The 22,380-nt window shown below is 31.7% G+C and carries 30 protein-coding genes; 8 read left to right on the forward strand and 22 right to left on the reverse strand.

Features of this window, described 5'->3' with window-relative positions:
* The first annotated feature begins 238 nt into the window (after nt 1-238).
* Together KPL55_RS18810 and KPL55_RS18815 are read left to right on the forward strand one after the other, a co-directional pair.
* Nucleotides 239-658, forward strand: a complete 420-nt coding sequence (locus KPL55_RS18810) for a helix-turn-helix domain-containing protein (protein WP_216308289.1) — start codon at nt 239-241, stop codon at nt 656-658.
* A gap of 24 nt (nt 659-682) precedes the next feature.
* Nucleotides 683-1,105, forward strand: coding sequence for an ImmA/IrrE family metallo-endopeptidase (locus KPL55_RS18815; RefSeq protein ID WP_216308290.1), 423 nt, complete (start codon nt 683-685; stop codon nt 1,103-1,105).
* 226 nt (nt 1,106-1,331) lie between these two features.
* Here KPL55_RS18815 and KPL55_RS18820 read toward each other — a convergent pair whose 3' ends face one another.
* The 3 genes from KPL55_RS18820 to KPL55_RS26610 all read right to left on the reverse strand — a co-directional run bounded on the left by KPL55_RS18820 (nt 1,332) and on the right by KPL55_RS26610 (nt 2,864).
* Nucleotides 1,332-1,730 (reverse strand): hypothetical protein, encoded by a 399-nt coding sequence (locus KPL55_RS18820; RefSeq protein ID WP_216308291.1) that lies wholly within the window; start codon nt 1,728-1,730, stop codon nt 1,332-1,334.
* A gap of 128 nt (nt 1,731-1,858) precedes the next feature.
* Complete coding sequence (locus KPL55_RS26605) at nt 1,859-2,494, reverse strand: aldo/keto reductase (RefSeq protein ID WP_312887342.1); 636 nt, start codon at nt 2,492-2,494, stop codon at nt 1,859-1,861.
* Entirely contained in the window at nt 2,466-2,864 is a 399-nt protein-coding gene (locus KPL55_RS26610) for an aldo/keto reductase (protein WP_312887341.1), read from the reverse strand. Before KPL55_RS26610 ends, KPL55_RS26605 begins: the two co-directional genes overlap by 29 nt.
* A 391-nt stretch (nt 2,865-3,255) precedes the next feature.
* Here KPL55_RS26610 and KPL55_RS26090 point away from each other — a divergent pair, with 391 nt between their 5' ends.
* The 3 genes from KPL55_RS26090 to KPL55_RS18840 all read left to right on the forward strand — a co-directional run bounded on the left by KPL55_RS26090 (nt 3,256) and on the right by KPL55_RS18840 (nt 4,881).
* The gene (locus KPL55_RS26090; RefSeq protein WP_246599655.1) at nt 3,256-3,564 is read left to right on the forward strand and encodes a MarR family winged helix-turn-helix transcriptional regulator; all 309 of its coding nucleotides are present in this window, start codon (nt 3,256-3,258) and stop codon (nt 3,562-3,564) included.
* A gap of 16 nt (nt 3,565-3,580) precedes the next feature.
* Nucleotides 3,581-4,447 (forward strand): SDR family oxidoreductase, encoded by an 867-nt coding sequence (locus tag KPL55_RS18835; RefSeq protein ID WP_216308292.1) that lies wholly within the window; start codon nt 3,581-3,583, stop codon nt 4,445-4,447.
* Nucleotides 4,448-4,515: 68 nt separating this feature from the next.
* A complete protein-coding gene (locus KPL55_RS18840) occupies nt 4,516-4,881 on the forward strand; it encodes a VOC family protein (RefSeq protein ID WP_216308293.1) in 366 nt (121 codons plus the stop codon).
* 104 nt (nt 4,882-4,985) lie between these two features.
* Here the strand turns inward: KPL55_RS18840 and KPL55_RS18845 are convergent, their stop codons facing one another.
* The 18 genes from KPL55_RS18845 to KPL55_RS18935 all read right to left on the reverse strand — a co-directional run bounded on the left by KPL55_RS18845 (nt 4,986) and on the right by KPL55_RS18935 (nt 19,487).
* Entirely contained in the window at nt 4,986-7,040 is a 2,055-nt protein-coding gene (locus KPL55_RS18845) for a beta-galactosidase (RefSeq protein ID WP_216308294.1), read from the reverse strand.
* Nucleotides 7,041-7,097: 57 nt separating this feature from the next.
* On the reverse strand, nt 7,098-7,934 hold the full coding sequence (locus KPL55_RS18850) for a carbohydrate ABC transporter permease (RefSeq protein WP_216308295.1): 837 nt from the start codon (nt 7,932-7,934) through the stop codon (nt 7,098-7,100).
* Nucleotides 7,931-8,884 (reverse strand): carbohydrate ABC transporter permease, encoded by a 954-nt coding sequence (locus tag KPL55_RS18855; RefSeq protein WP_216308296.1) that lies wholly within the window; start codon nt 8,882-8,884, stop codon nt 7,931-7,933. Before KPL55_RS18855 ends, KPL55_RS18850 begins: the two co-directional genes overlap by 4 nt.
* Nucleotides 8,885-9,087: 203 nt before the next feature.
* Nucleotides 9,088-10,461 carry an ABC transporter substrate-binding protein gene (locus KPL55_RS18860; protein ID WP_216308297.1) on the reverse strand — a complete coding sequence of 458 codons (1,374 nt, stop codon included), beginning with the start codon at nt 10,459-10,461 and terminating at the stop codon, nt 9,088-9,090.
* Nucleotides 10,462-10,668: 207 nt separating this feature from the next.
* Complete coding sequence (locus tag KPL55_RS18865; protein ID WP_216308298.1) at nt 10,669-11,712, reverse strand: LacI family DNA-binding transcriptional regulator; 1,044 nt, start codon at nt 11,710-11,712, stop codon at nt 10,669-10,671.
* A gap of 371 nt (nt 11,713-12,083) precedes the next feature.
* On the reverse strand, nt 12,084-12,710 hold the full coding sequence (locus tag KPL55_RS18875) for a hypothetical protein (protein ID WP_216308299.1): 627 nt from the start codon (nt 12,708-12,710) through the stop codon (nt 12,084-12,086).
* Nucleotides 12,711-12,770: 60 nt separating this feature from the next.
* Nucleotides 12,771-13,124, reverse strand: coding sequence for a hypothetical protein (locus tag KPL55_RS18880; RefSeq protein ID WP_216308300.1), 354 nt, complete (start codon nt 13,122-13,124; stop codon nt 12,771-12,773).
* Between the two features lie 153 nt (nt 13,125-13,277).
* Nucleotides 13,278-13,763: a GNAT family N-acetyltransferase gene (locus tag KPL55_RS18885; RefSeq protein ID WP_246599656.1), complete on the reverse strand. Its 486-nt coding sequence runs from the start codon at nt 13,761-13,763 to the stop codon at nt 13,278-13,280.
* 504 nt (nt 13,764-14,267) lie between these two features.
* Nucleotides 14,268-14,708, reverse strand: a complete 441-nt coding sequence (locus KPL55_RS18890) for a hypothetical protein (RefSeq protein ID WP_216308301.1) — start codon at nt 14,706-14,708, stop codon at nt 14,268-14,270.
* 50 nt (nt 14,709-14,758) lie between these two features.
* Nucleotides 14,759-14,938 (reverse strand): DUF4177 domain-containing protein, encoded by a 180-nt coding sequence (locus KPL55_RS18895; protein WP_216308302.1) that lies wholly within the window; start codon nt 14,936-14,938, stop codon nt 14,759-14,761.
* A gap of 273 nt (nt 14,939-15,211) precedes the next feature.
* Nucleotides 15,212-15,652, reverse strand: coding sequence for a hypothetical protein (locus KPL55_RS18900; protein ID WP_216308303.1), 441 nt, complete (start codon nt 15,650-15,652; stop codon nt 15,212-15,214).
* A gap of 103 nt (nt 15,653-15,755) precedes the next feature.
* Nucleotides 15,756-16,862: an alkaline phosphatase family protein gene (locus tag KPL55_RS18905; RefSeq protein ID WP_216308304.1), complete on the reverse strand. Its 1,107-nt coding sequence runs from the start codon at nt 16,860-16,862 to the stop codon at nt 15,756-15,758.
* Between the two features lie 56 nt (nt 16,863-16,918).
* Complete coding sequence (locus KPL55_RS18910; RefSeq protein ID WP_216308305.1) at nt 16,919-17,131, reverse strand: hypothetical protein; 213 nt, start codon at nt 17,129-17,131, stop codon at nt 16,919-16,921.
* Nucleotides 17,132-17,181: 50 nt separating this feature from the next.
* Nucleotides 17,182-17,703 (reverse strand): P-loop NTPase family protein, encoded by a 522-nt coding sequence (locus tag KPL55_RS18915; protein WP_216308306.1) that lies wholly within the window; start codon nt 17,701-17,703, stop codon nt 17,182-17,184.
* 58 nt (nt 17,704-17,761) lie between these two features.
* Nucleotides 17,762-18,445 carry a hypothetical protein gene (locus KPL55_RS18920; RefSeq protein ID WP_216308307.1) on the reverse strand — a complete coding sequence of 228 codons (684 nt, stop codon included), beginning with the start codon at nt 18,443-18,445 and terminating at the stop codon, nt 17,762-17,764.
* A gap of 124 nt (nt 18,446-18,569) precedes the next feature.
* Nucleotides 18,570-18,917 carry a hypothetical protein gene (locus tag KPL55_RS18925; RefSeq protein ID WP_216308308.1) on the reverse strand — a complete coding sequence of 116 codons (348 nt, stop codon included), beginning with the start codon at nt 18,915-18,917 and terminating at the stop codon, nt 18,570-18,572.
* Between the two features lie 64 nt (nt 18,918-18,981).
* On the reverse strand, nt 18,982-19,185 hold the full coding sequence (locus KPL55_RS18930) for a hypothetical protein (protein ID WP_216308309.1): 204 nt from the start codon (nt 19,183-19,185) through the stop codon (nt 18,982-18,984).
* A gap of 41 nt (nt 19,186-19,226) precedes the next feature.
* Nucleotides 19,227-19,487, reverse strand: a complete 261-nt coding sequence (locus KPL55_RS18935; protein ID WP_216308310.1) for a hypothetical protein — start codon at nt 19,485-19,487, stop codon at nt 19,227-19,229.
* Between the two features lie 309 nt (nt 19,488-19,796).
* Between KPL55_RS18935 and KPL55_RS18940 the strand changes: the two genes are divergently transcribed.
* From KPL55_RS18940 to lpdD, 3 genes are all read left to right on the forward strand, one after another.
* On the forward strand, nt 19,797-20,417 hold the full coding sequence (locus KPL55_RS18940; RefSeq protein ID WP_216308311.1) for a LysE family translocator: 621 nt from the start codon (nt 19,797-19,799) through the stop codon (nt 20,415-20,417).
* A 124-nt stretch (nt 20,418-20,541) separates the two neighbouring features.
* Nucleotides 20,542-21,315 carry a DUF554 domain-containing protein gene (locus KPL55_RS18945; RefSeq protein ID WP_216308312.1) on the forward strand — a complete coding sequence of 258 codons (774 nt, stop codon included), beginning with the start codon at nt 20,542-20,544 and terminating at the stop codon, nt 21,313-21,315.
* A 40-nt stretch (nt 21,316-21,355) separates the two neighbouring features.
* Complete coding sequence (gene lpdD / locus KPL55_RS18950) at nt 21,356-21,733, forward strand: prenylated flavin chaperone LpdD (protein WP_216308313.1); 378 nt, start codon at nt 21,356-21,358, stop codon at nt 21,731-21,733.
* A 139-nt stretch (nt 21,734-21,872) separates the two neighbouring features.
* Here the strand turns inward: lpdD and KPL55_RS18955 are convergent, their stop codons facing one another.
* The gene (locus tag KPL55_RS18955) at nt 21,873-22,238 is read right to left on the reverse strand and encodes a RidA family protein (protein WP_216308314.1); all 366 of its coding nucleotides are present in this window, start codon (nt 22,236-22,238) and stop codon (nt 21,873-21,875) included.
* Nucleotides 22,239-22,380 lie beyond the last annotated feature (142 nt).

Genomic DNA, 22,380 nt, shown 5'->3' on the forward strand with positions numbered 1-22,380 from the left:
TAGCATTTAGTATTATTTTAGTGAAGGGTATTATTTCAAATATTTAATTCGGTGTCGCATATTTAAGACTTATTTTATATGTTTTGTAATTTTGTAGCATATTTGGTATAATATTATTATATAATCGCCTGTATGTTATTGTCAACCTAAATATGATACTTATTTTACCTATTTTTAAAATATTTGTTGCATAATTAAAATTATATGGTATAATATTACTCAAGAGGGAGGCTTTTATATGAAAAAAATAGAAACTAATGAAATAATAAAAAGAATTAAAGAGAGAAGGATTAGACTAAATTTATCTTACCAAGACTTAGCAGATAAAACAGGTATAAGTAAATCAACACTGCAGCGTTATGAAACCGGGTTTATTAAAAATTTACCCATAGATAAACTAGAAATATTGGCTTTTGCTTTAAATGCTTCACCTAGCTATTTAATGGGTTGGGAAAAAGAATCTGGTACTTCATCTTTAGAATTCAAAACTATAAAAAATCCCGAGGATGCTATTACGTTTATACTAAAACAACCAACATTAATGGCTTATGGTGGTTATGATATAAACAAAATGACAAATGATGAGATAGTTGATTTTGCAAACGAACTCTTAAGACAATTAGAGTTACTAAGCTATAAGTATAAATATAAGAAATAAACACCACTAAGGGGGATGTGCCAATTGACGGGAAATGAGATTGTTGAGATTGCTATTAAACTTAAAATAAAGTATAAGTCAACTGATCCGTTTAAAATAGCAGCAATGTTAAAAATTGATTGTAATTTTGTTTCTTTTAGTAAACATGTGGTACAAGCCTATATACTAAGACCTCATGAAAATCTAGAACCTTTTATATTTATAAACTCTAACTTTGATAAAAAATCACAACAGATTTTTTGTGCACACGAATTAGGGCATGCTATTTTACATAACAATCCCTGCAATCATTTTGATGGAAATCCCCTATCAAATTCAACTGAGCATGAGGCTAATCTATTTGCTATAGCTTTGCTATTTAATCCTCAATTATTTAATACCGATATAGAAGAAATGAATAACTATACACTGAAAGCTATCTTAGATCATAATGTTAGTTATACTTAAAATTAAGTATAGTGTAAACCTTGGCTTGATGAATTAAATATCTATGTAAAAGAAAACTATGAACTCTTTGAATCCTATATAGAAAAGAATACTTTATCTCATAGATAATCCACCTGAAAATAAGCATCAGCAGCTATTCAATAGCCACTAATGCTCATTCAAATTTTTTAGCTTCTCTGGAAAATTTTATACTCCTAAGGTATTTGTGAAGGATTGCCTAAGATTGCTATTTTTTAGATTCGTTAACATAGACCGCTGTAGCTAATCCTTGTGCAGGATTAGACTCTTTTATTTCTCCCTCAATAAAAATCTCTACATGATTGTGAACTGCAAATTTACGGCTTACATTACGATAAGGAATTGATGTTCCTTCTTTAATATCTTCGAAAAAATTAGTTTTATCATCAATACTTACCAAAATCTTACCTTTTACATTATCCGCAATAGAGTCTACTAAAATTACTGCGCCATCTTCCTTTACTTCTAGAACCTCCCCAATAACCGTTGGAGCCATTAACTTAGCGTTTATTACTGGTGGGGTTTCTTTTACCTCTTTATTTTGGCATGCAACAAGAAGTACAACCGTCAATATAGTAATCATAGAATAAATAATAATATTTTTCATTTTATCGCCCCTTATTTTTTATATGTTATAACTCTACATTCATTAGACGATATACTACCTAAAAAAGTTTTATATTTATTAAGATATTTATTTAGGGACTCAAAAATCCAATGTTCCATGTCATCCACTTATTTTCCCGTTAATTTTTCCTGTTCCTCTGGATAACGCTCACCAATAATCTCAATAGATTCTAGTTTTTTACGGATATTCATCAGTTCTTCTGTAGTAAATGTCACATCCACTGCTCCTATATTTTCTTTTACTCGCTCCAGTTTCTTGGTTCCCGGAATAGGAACAATCCAAGGTTTTTGAGCAAGGAGCCAAGCTAAAGCTACCCTTGCTGGAGTTGTATTCTTATTTGCAGCAATGCCTGCAACATAATCTACCAATGCAATATTAGAAGAAAGATTTTCAGGATTAAATCTAGAAATCTGACTTCTAAAATCTGTTTTGTCAAACTTTGTGTCCTTGTTAAAACGTCCTGTCAGTACTGCTTTTCCCAAAGGGCTAAATGTCACAAACCCAATACCAAGTTCTTCAAGGGTTGGCAGAAGTTCTTCTTCAGGCCTGCGGTACCACATAGAGTATTCACTCTGCACTGCAGTTACTGGGCAAATCGCATGAGCCCTCCGAACCGTACCAGCAGCAGCTTCTGAAAGTCCCCAGTATAAGACTTTGCCTTCAGCCATAAGTTCCTTTATAGTTCCGGCTACTTCTTCTATTGGTATATTGGGATCAACGCGATGCTGATAATATAGGTCTATGTGATCCTGTCCTAAGTCTTTTTAAAGAGCCCTCAACTGCCTGACGGATTGTCTCTGGTCTGCTTGACAGAGCAATTGGACGACCACTAGAATCATTTTTACTATTTACAGTATCATAACCAAACTTCGTGGCAATAACCACGTCATCCCTATAAGGTTCTAATGCTTCTCCCAATAATTCTTCATTTATAAATGGTCCATACACTTCGGCTGTGTCAAAAAAGGTTACTCCTAATTCTACTGCCCGACGAATCAGAGCAATGGATTCACTTTTCGGAATATATGGCGGATAACTCTGCGTCATCCCCATGCAGCCAAGTCCTATGGCAGATACACTTAGTCCACTGTTTCCAAGAATTCTTTTTTTCATTATTGATTTCCTTCCATATTCTTATTTTTTGATCTTGTTATTTCTTATAGCCTACTCCATGATTGCCTATAATTAAAGTATCATTAAATTTCTAGTATGTCTAATACCTATATTCCTTTTTATACTAATATATATCTTTACAAATGAAGTAAGGTGGCTTACTATATAAATATGAGGGGGTTTTATTATTAAAGGATATAAATTTAGCCTTAGGGATATTCCAAAACAGGAGATTTTAAAAGAATACTCTAGCCATTATTCAAGCCTAAATGTAGAAGCAGTTGAAACTTGTATAACACTTCTCAGAACGGCTTCTGATATTTCAGTAATATTTGATGGACATTTTTCTAAGTATGGCATTTCGGAAGGGAAATTTACTATTTTAATGCTTTTGTATAGGCAGAGTGATTATCAATTATCTCCAATATCGCTTAGCAAAAAGGCTGAGGTTACTAAGGGAACTATGACAGGATTATTAGCTGGTCTTGAAAATCAAGGATTCATAGATAAAATCCCCAACCCTTGTGACCAGAGAGGTTATTTGGTTCACCTTAGCTCAAAAGGATTACAAATACTGGAGGAGATTCTGCCAGTGCACTACACCTTAATTACTAACCTAATGTCTGGTCTTGAGGATGGTCATTTGAAGGAATTAACCTCTTTACTAAATTTACTATCAAAGAATTTAGTAAAATATTGAAAGGTGTGATATATTTATGATACTTATTACTGGAGCAAATGGCCAAACTGGCCGTGCAATCATTAATGCTTTATTACCTAAAGGAGAGCGTATTAGGGCTTTCGTTTTTAGGGCCCAGCAAGTTGAGGAAATTAAATCCTTAGGTGAGATGGAAGTAGTTGTAGGAAATATGATGGATCAAAAGGCTGTTGATGAAGCATTAAGCGGAATCAGTACGGTTTATCACATATGTTCTGCTGTAAACCCCGATGAAGTCGCGATAGGAGAAATGATAATAAACGCTGCTCGCAAGGCTAAAGTGGAGCATTTCGTATACCATTCAGTCTTACATTCTGTACTTCAAGATATGCCACATCATCAGAAGAAACTCATGGTAGAGGAACTTTTAGTGAATTCGGGAATCCCATATACTATTATTCAGCCAGCAGTGTTTATGCAGAATATCCTCGAGTCTTGGAAGTCACTAACACAAAAAAGTATATTTCAACAAAAGTTTTTTACAACACCTGAAACTCGCATGTGTTTGCTTGATTTACAAGACTTAGCTGAGGCTGTTTCTATAATTCTCACAAGTCCAGCTTATAAAGGTGCTACATATGAACTTTGTGGACCTGAAAATTTATCTTTGTCTGATATGATAGCAACTATGGAACAACATTTTGGTCGTGAAATAATAGTTGAAACGCCTCAGGACGAAATGTATGCAGCACAATTAAAAAAGTTTGGATTAGGGGACTATAAAGTAAATACACTATTAAAGATGTTTAAGCATTATAATGAACATGGATTTGTCGGTAATCCAAATGTTTTAACTTGGATATTAGGTCGAAAGCCAAATAATTTTTCATCATTTATTCTTAGAACAATACAAAGTAAAAGATGATAGTTTACAATTATAACTAAATAAATATTATTTACTTTTACACTATAATAATTTTGTGAGGTGGTTTTATGAGATTTTGTTGGAGTACCCTAAACGTAAAGAACTTGGAAGAATCAATCAGGTTTTATACAGACGTCATAGGGCTTGAAGTGGTTAGAAAATTTAACGCAGGGCCTGGAATGGAGATTGCATTTTTAGGAAAAGGAGAAACAAAAATTGAGCTCATTTGCGACGATGAGAGAATGGATACAGTTGTCGGCAACGATATTTCCTGGGGATTTGAAGTCGAGTCTCTTGATAAGATGCTTGTTTTGGTTAAAGAAAAAGGTATAAATGTTGACAGCGAGCCGACCCAGCCAAACCCGCATGTTAGATATTTCTTTATAAAGGATCCAAATGGTATGAGAATACAGTTGGTGGAGAATATTGAGTAAAATGGAGGTTAATATTAATCTTTAAACAAATAAAAAACACTCGCTTTATGAGTGTTTTTTATTTTAAGGCTATTTAAAATCATTCTAATTGCTTGGAGGAGTATTCATATTTCATAGACCTTAGTTTCATAAGCCTTCAATTCTACTTTTCCACATACCTTTTTATTTTCATATTTATCTAGCATTTCCTGTCTTAACTCTATTTCAACCTCATGTTTTGAATAGTTTAAAACAAATATATACTGTATTCCCTCTTTGCTTCTCACTGTTATTTCACACTCAGCCGGCAATTGTATTTTATCTGCATAAGGGTTTATAATTTCGAGTTTTCTTAAAAATACTTCGACAGTCTCCTTAGTAAATGCTCCTCCAAAATAATACACGCTACCTTTCCCATACGAATTCTTAATAAGCCCAGCCTTTTCTTCATAATAATTTGAAGTGTAATTACCAAGTATTTCTTGCTTATCAGTAAGTGTTTCTAATATATCATTAAATACCGCTGCTTCTAACTTATCTCCATCCCAATCAACATATACTTTGTCATCAGCAGGACTCACAAATGTATATTCTGGGATATCCGTACCGGAAAGTTCCTGTACGAGTCCTGGAAGTTTAGCCATTACACACTTGCCAGTGGCATCCTTATATCCTGTGCGACATCCAAATATTAGACATCCACCTTGCAATACATACCCTTCCAACACTTCTTTTACCTCATTTGTCAATATAGTAGCATGTGGATAGAATAATACCGGATACTTCATTAAATCGGTTATCTCTGTATTATCCAGAATATAAACATAATCCATTGGTGTGTGAGTTAGCTGAGACGCTTGGAACAACCCCTTCTGACTAACTTCTTCTACTCTCTGATGCCATTTATCTAACTGCGCATCCCATATGTTATTGTAATCTCTAAGCACACCAAAACTTGCCATATATTTAGAACCAGCTATGTCAGCAATTTTTTCAAATTTACCATCAATATCTTTTATTTCAGCAAGTCGTCTATTATCCCTACTGGAATAATCTAAAATTCCATGCCAGTATATTTCCGTTCCCATAGTACTAGTTCTCCAACGAAAATAACTTACATAATCAGCTCCATGACCAACACTCTGCATAGTCCATAATGTCATCTGTCCAGGTTTTGGTGAAGGAGCCTCCATAGATGTGTTCCATCCATTTGCTCCAGACTGTTGCTCCATAATTCCAAAATTGCTTGAAATAGATCGAACTTCTGTAAGCTTCCTACTCCACTCTCTATCTTTTAAATCAGTAGAATGTATTGGTTCAATTCCCAACATATAAGCAAAATTCGGATAAGAATCATACATGATAAAATCTAAAGATTCGTCCACCATACGATGATTATCAAGATTACCAAATAATCCATTGGTGGTAATATAATCACCCTTCTTAATATATTTATGAAGGATTTCACTTTGAAGTTTTACATACTTACAAGCACTATCAGAAATAAACCTTGTATAATCCATAACTTGATGAGGATTTACATCATTACTTATAGTCGGTCTTGGCACAAATACTTCTTCCCAGTCTGTATAATCTTGATTCCAGAAAACTGTTCCCCATGCCTTATTTAAATTGTCCAGAGTTCCATACTTATGTTTTAAGAATATACGAAAAGCAATAGAATCACTTTCTGAGTAGAATTCATTCTTTTCACAGTTAACCTCATTATCTATTTGCCATCCCACAATATTTGGGTGAGGACAATAATGCAAAGCAAGTTTCGTTACAATAATCTTTGTAAGCTCATTGTATTTGGGTGAATTGTAATTATAATGACGCCTTGCACCATGGCGATACAAAACACCTTCCATATTTGCATTTAACACTTCTGGATATTTAAAAGTCAGCCATGATGGTGGAGTCGCTGTAGGAGTACAAAAAATCACATTTATTCCTGTTTCTTTAGCAACATCCATAAATCTATCAAAGAAATCAAATGTAAAATCACCTTCCGTTGGTTCAAATTTACTCCATGCAAATTCAGCAATACGAATTGTCTTAATTCCATGTTCTATCATTCGTTTCAAATCACTTTCCCATAAGTTATCATCCCAATGTTCTGGGTAATAACATGTTCCTAAAGATAATTTGTTTACCTTCATATTTCTATTTGTGTTCATTTTATTCACTCCTTACATATATTTTTATTACATTAATAACACCAATTTCAAATAAAACTACTCTTTTATAGCACCAGCAGTAAGCCCTGACATAAAGAACTTAGACGCACATAAGAATACTATTAGAAGTGGCAATACTGCGCAGGAACTAGCTAGCATCATTGCGCCCATATCAGTCCCTCTAGTCGGATCTCCTAGCATATATTTCAACATAAGAGGTAATGTCTGAACCTCAGTAGAACGTAGGATAAGTAGTGGCTGCATAAAGTCATTCCATGTATTTACGAACTGCATAATGCCAAGTGCTGAATATGCTGGCAACAGAATCGGCGATATAATCCTAAAGAATATAATCCATTCACTGCATCCATCAATCTTTGCCGCCTCTATTAATGTCCTTGGTACATTGTTCTGGCAATACTGTCTCATCCAAAATATTCCGAATGCATTAGCACAACCTGGAATAATTAGTGCTAAGTAATTATTAATCCATCCGAATTTTGACATCATGAAGAACCAAGGAATAATTCCTGCTGTCCATGGAACCATCATTGTAATTAACAAAATTCTAAATAAAACATTTTTCCCAGGAAAATCATAAACTGCAAATGCATATCCACCCATAGAGCAAAATAGAAGTACTAATGACGTATAAGAAATTGAAATAATACAACTATTTAAAAAAGCTCTTGGAACATTAACTGAGGCTACCATGCTTTGGAAGTTTTGAATTAAATTATGTCCAAACCAGAATGGAGGTGGAAATGAAAATATAGCCTTCGTTGACTGAGTTGAGAGAACGAACATTTCATAAAAAGGTACAATCATAATCAAGGCTATTAATAATAAAACAAAATACATAATTACTTTGTTAATTCCTCTTGAAACATTCATGATTTTCTCCCCCTTCTCCTTTTAGGCTTGTCATCATTTTTTTCAGATATGCCTAAAGTCATCATAGATATCACTATTATTATTAAGGTAAGAACATATGCACATGCAGAAGCAAATCCATATTGATTGTTACCTTGTGGAGCTTTATTTAATAGGTACATCATAACCGTCATACCATTATGATTACTCCCACCAAGCAAGCTATTAGTTAACACAAAAGGTTCTGTAAATAAATTTATTGTACCAACTGTAGATTGAATAATAGTGAACACTATTATTGGCTTTAACAATGGAATTGTTATTTTTCGAAATATAGTAAACTGTGAAGCTCCATCTACAACGGCCGCTTCGAAGATATCAGTATTAATTCCCTGCATCCCTGCTAAGTAAATTACCATGTTCCATCCTATCCATTTCCATGCAAACATAATTATAATAGCTATGTTAATATAATTACCACTTCCACCAAACCAGTCTATTTTATTTAAGCCCATAGACTTAAATGCATAATTTACAAGACCGAAGTTATATCCGAACATATTTTGAAAAATAATTGAAACGGCTACTGCACTAGTTAGCATAGGTATAAAATACATGGTTTTGAATATATTAACACCTTTTATTAATTTTGAATTCAAAATAGATGCTAATCCTAAAGCACCTAATAAAATAGGAATATGTGCTATAATACCAATAAAAAAAGTATTATATAAAGATTTCCAAAAGAGAGCGTCTTGCAACAATCTATAGTAATTTCTTATACCTACGAAGCGCATTGAACTTAGACCATCCCAGCTGAAGAAACTGATGTAAAGTCCTGATACTATTGGAAATAATCCAAAAATTGCAAATAGAATAAAGAACGGAGAAATATATGCATAAGCAACTTTATTCCTCTTTATCTTTTCCCATGTAGACCTTTTTAAAATTACATTGTCATCCTTTCCCATATAAACCCTCCTACATATGAATATCTATATTCTGAGAACGTAAAATGATAGATTATCTAACATACTCTAAAAATAAAGGCTGTTATTAATATCTAAATACGTGACAAATCTGCCTATAAAAAATGTATTTATAACAGCCTATACAAAAATATTGGAATTATACTTTACCTTAGTTTGTAATTAAACTTAATTTGCAACTAAACTTAATTCGAACCTTTCCATTTTCCTGCATCTTTTAGGATATCAATATTTTTTTCACGATCCTCTGATGTAGCATCTGAAACTGCTTTCTTTACCTTGTTAACAATATCTGTTGCCGACTTATTTTCATTTAATCCAGTATTAACTGTTGTTGTAATAGCTGTTTCTGTATCGCCATCCATTAATGTTGAAAATACAGGCTTAATATTCTTAGCAATATCTACCCACAATGATTTTGTCTTCTGTCCATCAAAGTATGGATCTGCTGCTTCATAAATTGCTGTATCTTTCCAAGCTGGAGTGAAAGCTGGAAAGTAATCAACGGCTTTAAACATTGTGTTCTGTGAATTTGTGTCTGTTAATGCATATTTAATAAATGCCCAAGCTGCCTCTTTATTTTTACTTTGAGTAGGAACAGTCAAATAAGATCCACCCCAGTTAGAATCTGCAATTCCTGCTGGCAATCTTGTAACACCCCATTTCCCAGAATTATCTTTAGATACCCAAGATTTTAGGAACCCGCCATACCAAGCTCCTGCTGCCACAGATAAAATAGTTCCATTCGCTAGTCCAGCATTTGCTTCGTTAGTCCACATATCTGCAGTTTTTGCATCCCATCCATTTTGACGCATCTTAATAGCTGCATTTAGACCTTCTATAGCACCTTTCCTATCTAACTGCAATTCTAAATTCTCATTATAATAGTCTCTGTTAATAAAATTCCAAGTATATAGATATAATGCATTTGGAAGTAACCACCTCTTGCCTTTAATATTTACCTTCTTAGCAACCTCCAAAATTCCATCATAGGTACTCATTTGCTTATAAACATCATCTGGCTCTGATGGTAATCCAACTTCTTTAAATATGTCTTTTCTATAGAAATATGTCGTAGGTCCAATATCCCATGGTATACCGCTAATACGTTTACCATCAGCCGAGATAGCTAAATCCCACTTCATTTTTACAAAATCATTTTCCATGGTTTTAGCATCGTAAGGAGAATCATATAAATTTTCTAGTCCAGAACCTTCTTTATATTTTCCCATATTAGCACCTTCAACCATTGCTACATCGGGTGCTCCACTTCCAGCTGCAAGTGACGTCTGAAACGATTGTGTAAAATCAGCCGTACTAGCAAATTGATATTTAATCTTAACATTCGGATATTTAGTTTCAAATCCCTTTTGAATCGACTTAAATGCCTCATCTCCAGCTGGCCAACCGCCTAACACAATTGTTCCTGATAACTCTTTTGGTGTACTAGATGTGGGTTTCTTATCACTATCACTACTACCACATCCAGATAAAATAGAAACTACCATTGATACACCTAACAAAAACATCATTGGTCTTTTTATCATTTTCTTTTTCATGAATATTCCCCCATTCATTTTTGTATACCCTGCTGTTTTATAAAAATCATTAGAATATACATATTTTTTTACTATATGTCATCTTCGCTCATATCACGAATATTAACATCACTCTCAAGGATATTATTTAATATAACTATTTTTATATTAGCTAAATTAAAACGTTTACATACAATCCGTACTATTATATTTACAAATTCTAATATTCTATTTTCTAATATTTTTTACAGTTTCACCTTCAATTAGTTTCACTGGAGAATGTACTATATATTTATTGTTATTTCCTTCAATGACATCTAATAATACATCTATACATTTTGCACCTATATTTGCTGGAAATAACCCAATTGTTGTAATTAGTGGGTCAAAATATTTACGTGTGTAGGTACCATCAAATCCAACTATGGATAAATCCTCGGGAATTCGAACACCTGCTTTTTTAAATTGCCTGCACATACCTAGTGCAAATTGATCGTTGAAGCATACAATTGCGGTTGCATCTGGTTTTCTTTCTACAAATAGCTGTGCAGCAATTGCACCTTTTTCAAAAAAGTCTTCATCAACTTCCCAGATATTCGAAATAACTTCTCTTTTGTATAGAAATGGTTTTGCATCAGTAAATATATAGTCCAAGATTTTATCTTTAAATACTGGTTGTAACATTTCTTTATATGCAATACATCTCGCAGTATCAAAATTATAGTCATCACTTGGTACTCCAAAGGCTATTTTAAAGTGGCCATTTTTATTTAAGTAATCTACAGCTAACCTCATACCTTCAAACAAATTAACATCTATTAAAGGTACAGATTTACTTAAAGGAATTGAATCAGAGTAGCTTGCAGTCACCAATGGTAAGAAGTAATTTTTACCAAAGAAATCCAAATAACGTTTTGTCGTCTGCTGATTCGGCATGATAATACCATCCACCATCATGCTTTTTATTCCATCGAATTCCAGTCTACCGCATAAGACAACCATGTAATCCCTTTTTTTTGCCTGCTGCATCATCCCATGATACATTTCGATATTAAAAGAGTTAATTAAATCTTTACAATAAAATGCAACTTGATTAGTCTTTCGGGTTTGAAGTGACATAGATACTGGATTAGGATAATATCCCATATTTTCTGCAATACGAATAACTTTTTCTTTTTTTTCTTTCGCAACATATCCACTGTTATTCAGGGCTCTTGATACTATTGTAACTGACACACCAGCTTTTTCTGCAATATCCTTCCTTGTTATCATCCAATTTTCACCTCAATACTTAAAATATAAAATGTATTTTTTTAGTAATTATTGTTAACTTCCCTATAAATATCATGATAATATATTGGCACATATTAATCAACAGTCAAATATATGCACACGCGTGCACATTACATATTATTCCTATTAATGCTACCTAATTAATGAACAGAATTGCATCACTTTGAATCTAAGCAGATGATTATATTGTTAACAAACACCGTTTTAATGGATTTTATAATACACAACTTGAAGATGTGTTACGTAGTATAGGTATTTCAATTCACCCTAAATGTACACTTATTGATAGAATCTTTATTTTATTTCTACCTAAATATAATATCCTGTTAAGTACGGATGAAATTATTATCTTAATTATTAAAATTCCTAATAATCTTTTCATAATTAACTACCTCACCAATTGAAGTGTATTCCTCCATATCATCTCCAATTAAATACACCTTTAGACGCTTAAACTTAACATCATGATGGATATTATTAATAAAATTCTCCATCTCTTCCTTTGTATAATTCTTTCTTTCTAATAACAATGTCTCTTTAACTTCATTGTGACTAACATAAGATACTACAAACATTCTACAGGTTTTATACAAGCATATATATTCTTTATCTACTGTGGATACTAACATATTCTCAGTTGTAAATCTTACCTTTACACTGCTTTGTATTGAAGAAAACAAAAACTCTTCTAAGAATCTTTTTTCTATCAACTGAATATCATCAGGAATTGCAACAAATATTTCCTTCAAATAATTTTTTCCAAATAATTTAGATTTATTTAAAAGTCTGTTTTCTATCATAAACTTCTTTAAATTCTTAGAGTTTACACTAAGTTTTTCAAACAAGCTTGAAAAACAATATATTCCTGGAATAGATTCCACTGTATCAAAATTATACTGATAAATTGAACTATTACCACTTATCATAAAATAAAAGCATTTATCTCTAATTATTAAAAAGCATTTTTTATCTTTCATATTTTAACCTCTCTTACATTATTGTTGTTTATTTACGGTATAAGATACATTCCCCACCTATTAAACGTCCTTACTTCCACTATTTAATTTTATATACTGCTTTCCTAAGTTATCGATTATAAACTTTATTGATCCAAATGTAAATCCAATTAATACTAAAAATATTCCATCAGATTGTGTTATTGATGATATTGATAAACATACGTAAAATATTGCATCTGACATGAATATAATCCTCTGTAGATTTAAGTACTTCTTTTCATTTAATACTTCATATTTGCCTTTCACGTAAAAGAGTGAGTCCTCTACTATTGTATTTCTATATTTGAATGCTCTGTAAAACCCTTGAATTGCTGCTGGTATGCATAGTATGCCTAAACCTATTTCTACCTTACTCAATAATGTCTCCAACATATAATCAATCCCCTTTTACTGTATATATTTTCATACTCACCAATTGAGTAATTGACCCAAAACAAACACTTATTTTAAATATGGTATCTGTCAATAAAATCAATATACCGGATATTTAGAGCATAAGTCCCTCAGTAATTAGTTCCATATAAATTACAAAACAATTTCGTTAACTTCAAACCCAATTTTTCTATATAAATTTATTGCTGCATAGTTATCAATATCTACATTCAGAATAAGGTTTTTATAACCCATATCTAATAACGAATTAACACTTTTCTTTATAATGTAACTTGCCATACCTAAATTCTGATATTTCTTTTTTGTAAATATTTCTGACATTAGTGGATATCCCTCATAATAACTTATCATAATAGCAGATGCAATTTCTCCATTCAAGATTATTTGGTAAGAGGCATCAGAAATGAAGGGTGCAAAAGACCCTCCAATGACACTCACTATCTCTTGTATTACATCCCCTAAAGTTTCATCTCTATCTTCAGATGTATCCTTTAAAGAATTTAGCATAACCGTTGCCAATTCTATTACATCATCAGTGCCCATGAATTCGAAATCATAATTACTTTCTAACGTTTGTGGAAACAATTTATAATTCATTCTTGCTCTTTTGCTATTCAAGTTTATCCCCCCTCTCAGTACACATTTTCTTAAAACTGTAAAATAACTCAAGATATATTATTCCTAATTGTTTATTACTTTAAAACCATTCAAACTTTATTTCAGCTTTATTAAACTATAATTCTACAGTAATTTCCAATTTCCTCTAATTTCGCTTTTATCAGCACTCGCACGTTTGATTTTTGCTTTTGCACATGTTGTATCTGTAGCAGAAATTTTAGCTAAATTAAAAAAGTAGTGGAATGTTGGTGCTCCTCTGCGGTCACTACCTTTCTACTACTTTTAATTAATAATTTCATAACAATTTATGCAATTCACTTTACCCTAAATTGCACCTTACCGCCCTCTGCGAAATCTTTTACAATTATACGGAGTTAACTAATAAATTGATATTAACCATCTAATATAAATACTCTCTATAGCTTCTTATTATACTATTTAGACATAACTTATAAATAAATTCTGACTCTATATTCAGTTTAAGATAACATGAACTTAACGCTGTCACTTTTTAACCAAAAAAAGTCCTTCTTTATTTTGCTCTATTTGAATTCTCGCTTCTGATATTACTTTTGATGAATCAATATCTTCAATTATTAAATATATTTTAAATGATTTCTCTATTTTTTCATTTGGAACTACTGACCAATATAGCGTTTGTTCATTTGTTTTAATGTTTTTTCCTAAGATATTAATTATGCCATTGTCTTGTTGCCATTTTAGAAAAGTCCCTTGCTCAGTAACCCAATGGAATTTAACATTTTCATTCTTTATGTTTGTTTTGAATATAGCATTAAGAGGTATACCCGGTACAGATGATGTCGTAGGACTGTATTCGATAATTCCAGAATTTATAGATACTTTAATCTTCTTATCACTACATCCCGATAAAGAAAGAAACGCCGTAAAAATCAAAAGCAATGAAATGAACTTCTTTATTTTCACAATTGTCATCTCCAATCTATATTTCAAAATATTATTACATTAAATTAGACTTACTGCTTTTCTCTTTTAAATACAAATATCATCATAGAACCGAACATATCCGCACATTGAAAATTAACAAGTTCCCAGCTCTCATTGGCATATTTTTTAAGAATAGCATCGCATTTTTCTTTTAAAGAACGTTTCGTATCTAAACTTGAACCAAATATCTCAGTTTTGTATTCCCACATAGTATCCCCCCATAATAATCTAATATTTGCAATTCAATATTTTTTTTTATGTATCGTCTTTAAAGTCTAAATTATAAATCTATTTTATATAATTTTTCAGAAGACCAAATACTTTTTTAAAATCTAAGAATTTGTAACTTAAAAGTATTATTACAATAGGAAGTATTGAATATAACCCAAATAATAAAAACAAGCCTATACAAAAAACTATAATTAAAAAAATATTCATTTGCTCTCACCGCCTTAATTCTATAAGTTAATTATACTATTTTTTTACTTGATTTTAATTTCCGCTAAATTTTTTACACGTTCTAAAGCTCTAGGAAATTGGGTGTTAAATGTTTCTTCCTGTTCGAGAGGAACATCTGTTTTAACAGTCAAAGTTGTAACTCCATCTGTTTCTGCTAGAAAATAACTCTCTTTTCCAGCAGTCCATTCATTTTCCCTTTCTTGAGTTCCACTCTCCATCGTATCAGTCATATGCCGAAACAATACAAATTCGAAGGGAATATGTTTTTCTATCATACTTGTTACACCGTAACCAGATACAGCTGAAATAAATTGCACTTTGTTACCTTCTCTTATTTCACCTACCATGTAGGTACCTTCGTCAATAATACTTACCCAATTTCGCAATGTATTATCATCCCATAAGGTGTTCCAAACTTTTTCTTTTGACCCTTTAATTATGATTGAAAATAGTAGTTCTTTCATTTTATGCCTCCTAATCTTTAATCTATATATATACGTTCTTCTTGATAGTATTGTTTATTAAATCATATTTTACAGTTGTGGTGCAAAATTAGAAATATGTCAACTAACAATGACTCTCAAACACAATAAATGGTATCATCATCTCCTGCTTGGTCATTCCCGCATGATTTGATAAGAACTGTTTTGATTTATGGCTGTAGGCAATGCCTTGGTCGCCAATGGCAACTGCCAAAAAATCACCAATAAACTCCTCAAATTTTTTATGGGCTTTACCCACTCCAAATAATGTTCCTTCTAAGACTTCCGCTTTGGAAAACAATAAAAAATTCTTGCCAAAGGCATTGTAAAATTCCTCTTTAAACATTTCTCTAAACTCCTCTTTTACATAAAAACATGTGGCTCTACTTTCAATAGAAATTGGTCTTATTAGCATCTTTAAAAGATGAGGATAATCACTAACAAACTTATAGTTTAAATTAATATGTCCATGGTCTGCGGTTACAATAACAATAGTATCCTTTAGCACCTTGCACGTTTTTTCTACTCCCTCATTTAGTTCTTTCAACCATGAAGTTACTTCACTACTATAGCAGCCATATTCATGCATAGCAGCATCAGGTTGTGGGAAGTATGCATAAATATACTTGTTTCCATCAAGATAACAAAGCCTTTCTACCTCTTTAAACATTTCAATATGTGATGAAACTTTATTGGTGCCAAAAGGTGATACACTGTAAGCTTTAGCATTACACGTTTCATTGATAATATCATATACACTTTTATAAGGTATTATTTTTCCAGCCACATGATAATCAGCAGCTTTTTCATCACTACCTTCCAGCGTGTTAGTAAAAGCATTCACAATCTTATCTATTTCGCTAAAATATAAACTCCAGCCAAGCCACCCATGTTCCTTAGGCGTCAATCCACTTTCAATAGAAGTTGTTGCTGCAGTTGTGGTGGGTGGAAACACTGTAGATATTTCTGACACAAAATGCCTTCTCAAAAAACTTCCTTTATCTAGATGGTTTTCTAAGGCATCTACGCCTAGACCATCTAATAACATGACCACAACATTTTTATAATTTTTCTTTAAATAGTTATCAAATATTGTTAAAGTTTCATGATAGGTTTCTGCTCCGTAATGTTTCAATACTGAGCAAGCCAAATTCACAATAGAATTATTATAATCAGGATATTTTATGCCCATAAAGTGCCCCCAATAGTCTTCTTAAATCTCAATATTATCCGCAATATCTATAGTTATTACTTAGGATTCTTTTTTAAAAAATGTACTGTGATAAATGTATTAACCAAAAACCAGAGAATAATTAATCCAAATACTGTCATAACTAAATTCCACATATTACCTACCACACCTGAAGCATATGCTATAAGTACCATAATAGCAACTGTCCATATAAAAGTTGATAGAATAAAATCTTTAAGTATTTTATCTTTAAGTATTTTACCTTTCATAATTAGTGCCTCCCCTATCTAATTTAACAACTACATTATTCATATATAAACTATGATTTTATATTGTTTATTTCGTATGTATTATAGCAAAAATTGATAACATCATTTGCATTTTTAAAACTTTTATATCTTAACCCACATTGCAATAATTCAGATATTAACTGTTTCCTATCTTTATTAAATTCATGATGCCACTTTATATTCATCAATAAAAACTTTAGTGTTGGTTTGGTATTATATAATTCTTTCCCCGTTTTTTGCCGAATCCAGCGTCTTAAAATTCTATACAATCGTATAAATGAATTTGTATCTAAAAAAATAATATAATCACAATGTTTATAACGTTCTTTTAGATATTTTCTTGGTGAACCTTCCATTACCCAGTTTTTACTCGTCAATATATCCATGAACATTCTTTCTCTTTCTTCACTTGGACGCATAACATCGCCTTCTCTTGTCCTCATCCAAACTATATTATCCTGTTCATAACAAGGAATATGAAATTCTTCTGCTATTCTACGTGATAACGTGGTCTTTCCACTCCCAACAGCTCCGATAATATCAATTTTCAAATTACACCTCCCAATAATTAAATAAATAATCCTTGTATCGAAGTAATTGGAATGTTACTCATTCCTTATCCTCTATAAAATCCAGTATATAGTCTTCCAAAAATATGTTTGTTTTTTTAGCCTCACTTATTGAACTATATATAACAAAACCAGGTGAACTTCTGATATTTGATATAAGAAGTTCAATTGATTGGAGGTTCTTGGAAAGTTTAAGTGTTTCTGCAATCTCACGCTGGTGTGCAAAATATTGTGGAATATCCTCTCTATGTTTCGTATCCATATCATTTATATCATACGCTACACCCATTTGCTCATATTTAATTATGTCACTCCAGTACGGATAAAAAGTGACAAGTTCCAAAAACTCTTTTAAATCACTTGATATTCTTCCATTCATTCCTTCTTTATTTATATACCCAACTGGGTAATCATCGCATTCAATGTCATCCATGCCACCAATTGTACCAAAACAATTTCCTTTACTATCATAAGCAAAAATAGTTAATGTCGGCACAGGATAAAATGGAAAATCACCCATTTTACATGTGGTACAAAAAATCACATCACAATTCTCTTCTAATAGTTTGTAAATTTTATTGGTACGTTCATTATCAGAAACAGCAACAATTATCTTTCCTGAGATAATATACGCAATTCCTTTACCTTCTACCGTCATAACAGGATGTCCTGCTACATTATTTGTTTTTTCAGCATCTATTAATAGTTCGTCGGGAATTTCCATTTACTTTCACTCTCCTTTATATAAAAACTTATCTTCGCAATAAATCACAAACCCGACATAAAATTGGTATGTTACATAATACAACATATAATTTCTTTTTTTTACATATATTGCTTATTTACTTTTATATAATTGTAACCTTGAAATAATCATTTATATATTTTTTAATATCATTGAATTTAAATATAAATACTTCATTAATACCATTTTCATCACATATCTTCTTTATTATTTCACAACCATAATAGTATCCCATTCTAGAAAAAGTAAAATCTTCATATTTAGTAACACAAAATAACCTGTCATAAATTCTCTTATCGAATTTTTTATTAGAAACTAGTTCTTTAAGGTTTATTCCCATACTTGTTTTCATACTTTCACAATTACGAATCCATTGACTAATTTCATCATTTCCTAAAAAGCCGACCCAATATCCTAGTTTTTCTGATATACCAAATAAAAGCATACTCATATATGTTGCCATGCTGCTAAATTTAATATATTATTTTCCATAAAACTCCTATCCAAAGACTTCATTATTTAAATAACTTTTTTAATAAATCGAAAATGCTAAAACTTGTACGATTATAGACACGGTTATACGCAGCCTTTTTAGGATTCGTAATCCAACCATATCCACGCGGAACTTTCACCCCTAAATTGTGCCTTACTAATCTTTTTACACTTGTCCTACTACTAATCATTTTCTTTAAGCTTGGTGTTCTTAGACCAAATTTCATTATTACTGCCCCCTCATTCTACCAACATTAATTTTATTACTTTAATCTTTCACTTTCTTATAAAGGTTTTTCAGTTTTTCAATTCTGCTCTTCACCCACATATACTTTGCTGCACCCGACATTTTCTCAAATTCATAACTTTGCCCGAGTTCCCAATATATCATATCTAAATATGCCTCACTGTTTATAGTACCTTCAATCTCCTCTAGAAATCCAACTATGTAACTAGGATCAATATTAATTATTTCTTTAACAACCTTCTCATTGTCTAGTAACCAGTTATTGAACTCCTCATCTTTCATACATCAGAACCTCCTTATATTATCACTCTATTTTTAACTTAATTTTATAACAAAAACCGTTTACTATATATAGAAGTTATTCTATATATATACTTGAATTCCCTTCAAAATATTTAAATCTAGTTAGAAATTTTCCTCTATGCAACCTAAAGAATCTCAGTTTTAAGTTCACTGAGACTTTTAGTATCTGTATTAGTTTTACATAATCAATTAATTAATATATAATATATAACATCCTATAACTAAAGGAATAAAATTAAACTTATCCCCTGCGGAATTTTTTACAATTATAAGGAGTGAACTAATAAAGTGATCTTATTATTAAAAGGACTAATCATAGGTATATTCATTTCTTTTCCCATTGGTCCACTTGGTCTGTTGTCACTACAAAGAACCATAGCCAACGGGTGGAAAACAGGTTTTTTCTCAGCTGTAGGTACAGCTACATCAGATTTAGTTTATTCTTCTTTAGCAATTTTAGGGATAAGCTTTATAGATGATTTTGTAAACAAGCACATATATATTATTAATGGACTAACAGGAATTTTGTTTTTAATCGTTGGAATTAATATAGTAAGTAGCAACTTATCCTCCCCAAAGGTGAAAGGAGAAGCTACAGTTGATAAAGTACCTCCTTTCTTTGTGCATTTTTTCATAGGGTTATCAAATCCTATGACATTTTTACTCTTCTTTTCTATCTTTACTAAAATAGGTATATATGTTGATGACAAGACGTTGCTACAGCATATATTGTTTGTTATATCTATCCTTGCCGGATCCTCCATTCAATGGTTGATCACCACTAATTTAATAGATAAATCCAAGAAAAATTATAAATTTGAGAGCTTTATATTTATAGATAAAATAATTGGCATAGTTGTCATTTTATTTGGTGTTTTTAGCATTATAAAAGGAATAACAAGATTCTAATTTCTCCATTTTATATTACCTAGCTTTATGGCGCTCATTTAAATCTATATTCTCTGGAGTTTTAATTATAATATTCTTATGCTTAGTGTTTAATAGTATAATAGATTAACAAGGAGAGGATAAAATGCCTATTGGAGTTATAGTTAATTGTTTTTCAGTATTACTAGGTGGATTAATCGGGGCACTTTTAGGTGATAAAATTCCTGAAAGGTTACGTAATTCTTTACCACTAATTTTTGGTGTGGCATCAATGAGTATGGGTATAAATTATATAATAAAAATGCATGCCTTGCCAGCAGTAATCTTAGCTTTAATACTTGGTTCTGCTATTGGTGAATTAGTTTATTTAGAAAAAGGAATTGAATGGTGTGCAAGTCATGCACGCGGACCAGTTGAAAAATTATTCTCTCGTAAAGAAACTAATCAAATGGATTCTGAGGTAGCTGCATCAATCGAATCAGAAGAAAAATCTTCACTAGATCAACATAAGGGGTTTATGGAGAAATTTGTTGCCATAGTTATTCTGTTTTGCGCAAGTGGCACTGGAATTTTTGGAGCATTAACCGAAGGAATGACAGGTGATCATTCAGTATTAATCACAAAATCAATTCTCGACTTTTTCACTGCTGGAATATTTGCAACAGCTCTTGGTTATTTAGTTTTAACTATCTGTATTCCGCAATTTATAATATTAATGCTATTGTTTTTAAGCGCATCCTTTATACTACCAATGACCACTCCAGCGATGATAGCTGACTTTACTGCCTGCGGTGGTATGATTATGCTAGCAACAGGTTTTCGTATAAGTGGAATTAAATCATTTCCAATTGATAACATGTTGCCGGCTCTAGTGCTTGTAATGCCTATATCTTATTTATGGTCTACATTTATCCATTAAAATAAATGAATTTAACTATTGAATCTAAGGGGCTGAGACTGTGCAAGATATAACTGTAGAAAGAGGAAGATTAAAAATCAATATGAAAACCTTCTTAATAGGGAAAGATTTATGCGTAATAATATCAGGAGGAGATACTCCTCATATAGGTTGTGTAACTTTAAGTGTTCCAATACCAAGTTTAGCAAGTGACACCCTCACTAGTTCTACAACCTCAGCATTAACTTTATTAGGACATAAGGATGATGAGCCAGCAAGATATGTATCTTCTTTTCTCTCTTCAAAATTAAATAAAAACGTGGTGGTTACTTGTGGTATTCATCTTGATAATATAACTCCTGAAGAAATTGATACTAGTTGGGAACTTATAGATGAATTAATATATACATCTTTTATGTCAAACACGAAAAGCATTTAATAATCTATTGAATTATTTATAGGTACTTTTGAATGGTTTTTGCTCTGCATAATAAGGTGATATATCACCATCTATCAACAAGCCATATTTTTGTTCCATTGGAATTAATAATTCTACGGAACTCCGCTTATACCAGCGGCTATCCTTTAAATGCTATGGCATCAAGTTGAAATTGAAGCCCATCTTGTCCACCACAATGAGCAAATTCTGTTTGTATCGATTTTCTGGCTGGATACTTGCCCTTAAATCTTTCTTTGATTACCTTTTCCATTATAGGTATATTCCAAACATCTCTAAACAAGCAATCAATCTTTACGACTGATTCTAAAGTTAAACCGATAGTTTCTAGTCGGTCATTCAGATGGTCAAATGCTCCATTAATTTGATTTTCAATGGGTTGACCAATGTTACCCACACAATAACTTATAAAAACAAAATCACCAGCCTCAACAATTCCAGAATGTCCCCATTCCTCACTTACATCAGTTCTTATAATTTCTCTCATGTAATTATCCTCCTTATATATGTATTGTAAATTAGCCGATTGCACAATTCTGCAATCATTGAATTGCCTAACTTTTAAGCCGTTAGGCTTTTATATTTTCCTCCACTGTGAGAGAATAAATGTAACGACACAAAATATTATC

The sequence above is a fragment of the Clostridium lacusfryxellense genome (assembly GCF_018861735.1).
In the GTDB taxonomy this organism is placed as follows: Bacteria; Bacillota; Clostridia; order Clostridiales; family Clostridiaceae; genus Clostridium_AD; species Clostridium_AD lacusfryxellense.

What these genes read in the sequence shown, in the direction of transcription:
- KPL55_RS18895 (WP_216308302.1), bottom strand. Translation starts at nt 14,938, where the DNA reads ATGTGGGAATACAAAACTGAGATATTTGGTTCAAGTTTAGATACGAAA.
- KPL55_RS18880 (WP_216308300.1), bottom strand. Translation starts at nt 13,124, where the DNA reads ATGTTGGAGACATTATTGAGTAAGGTAGAAATAGGTTTAGGCATACTA.
- KPL55_RS18955 (WP_216308314.1), bottom strand. Translation starts at nt 22,238, where the DNA reads ATGAGAGAAATTATAAGAACTGATGTAAGTGAGGAATGGGGACATTCT.
- KPL55_RS18855 (WP_216308296.1), bottom strand. Translation starts at nt 8,884, where the DNA reads ATGGGAAAGGATGACAATGTAATTTTAAAAAGGTCTACATGGGAAAAG.
- KPL55_RS18840 (WP_216308293.1), top strand. Translation starts at nt 4,516, where the DNA reads ATGAGATTTTGTTGGAGTACCCTAAACGTAAAGAACTTGGAAGAATCA.
- KPL55_RS18930 (WP_216308309.1), bottom strand. Translation starts at nt 19,185, where the DNA reads ATGAAATTTGGTCTAAGAACACCAAGCTTAAAGAAAATGATTAGTAGT.
- KPL55_RS18900 (WP_216308303.1), bottom strand. Translation starts at nt 15,652, where the DNA reads ATGAAAGAACTACTATTTTCAATCATAATTAAAGGGTCAAAAGAAAAA.
- KPL55_RS18820 (WP_216308291.1), bottom strand. Translation starts at nt 1,730, where the DNA reads ATGAAAAATATTATTATTTATTCTATGATTACTATATTGACGGTTGTA.
- KPL55_RS18935 (WP_216308310.1), bottom strand. Translation starts at nt 19,487, where the DNA reads ATGAAAGATGAGGAGTTCAATAACTGGTTACTAGACAATGAGAAGGTT.
- KPL55_RS18845 (WP_216308294.1), bottom strand. Translation starts at nt 7,040, where the DNA reads ATGAACACAAATAGAAATATGAAGGTAAACAAATTATCTTTAGGAACA.
- KPL55_RS18850 (WP_216308295.1), bottom strand. Translation starts at nt 7,934, where the DNA reads ATGAATGTTTCAAGAGGAATTAACAAAGTAATTATGTATTTTGTTTTA.
- KPL55_RS18810 (WP_216308289.1), top strand. Translation starts at nt 239, where the DNA reads ATGAAAAAAATAGAAACTAATGAAATAATAAAAAGAATTAAAGAGAGA.
- KPL55_RS18905 (WP_216308304.1), bottom strand. Translation starts at nt 16,862, where the DNA reads ATGGGCATAAAATATCCTGATTATAATAATTCTATTGTGAATTTGGCT.
- KPL55_RS18910 (WP_216308305.1), bottom strand. Translation starts at nt 17,131, where the DNA reads ATGAAAGGTAAAATACTTAAAGATAAAATACTTAAAGATTTTATTCTA.
- KPL55_RS26610 (WP_312887341.1), bottom strand. Translation starts at nt 2,864, where the DNA reads ATGAAAAAAAGAATTCTTGGAAACAGTGGACTAAGTGTATCTGCCATA.
- KPL55_RS18925 (WP_216308308.1), bottom strand. Translation starts at nt 18,917, where the DNA reads ATGAGTATGCTTTTATTTGGTATATCAGAAAAACTAGGATATTGGGTC.
- KPL55_RS18865 (WP_216308298.1), bottom strand. Translation starts at nt 11,712, where the DNA reads ATGATAACAAGGAAGGATATTGCAGAAAAAGCTGGTGTGTCAGTTACA.
- KPL55_RS18835 (WP_216308292.1), top strand. Translation starts at nt 3,581, where the DNA reads ATGATACTTATTACTGGAGCAAATGGCCAAACTGGCCGTGCAATCATT.
- KPL55_RS18945 (WP_216308312.1), top strand. Translation starts at nt 20,542, where the DNA reads ATGCCTATTGGAGTTATAGTTAATTGTTTTTCAGTATTACTAGGTGGA.
- KPL55_RS18875 (WP_216308299.1), bottom strand. Translation starts at nt 12,710, where the DNA reads ATGAAAGATAAAAAATGCTTTTTAATAATTAGAGATAAATGCTTTTAT.
- KPL55_RS18920 (WP_216308307.1), bottom strand. Translation starts at nt 18,445, where the DNA reads ATGGAAATTCCCGACGAACTATTAATAGATGCTGAAAAAACAAATAAT.
- KPL55_RS18860 (WP_216308297.1), bottom strand. Translation starts at nt 10,461, where the DNA reads ATGAAAAAGAAAATGATAAAAAGACCAATGATGTTTTTGTTAGGTGTA.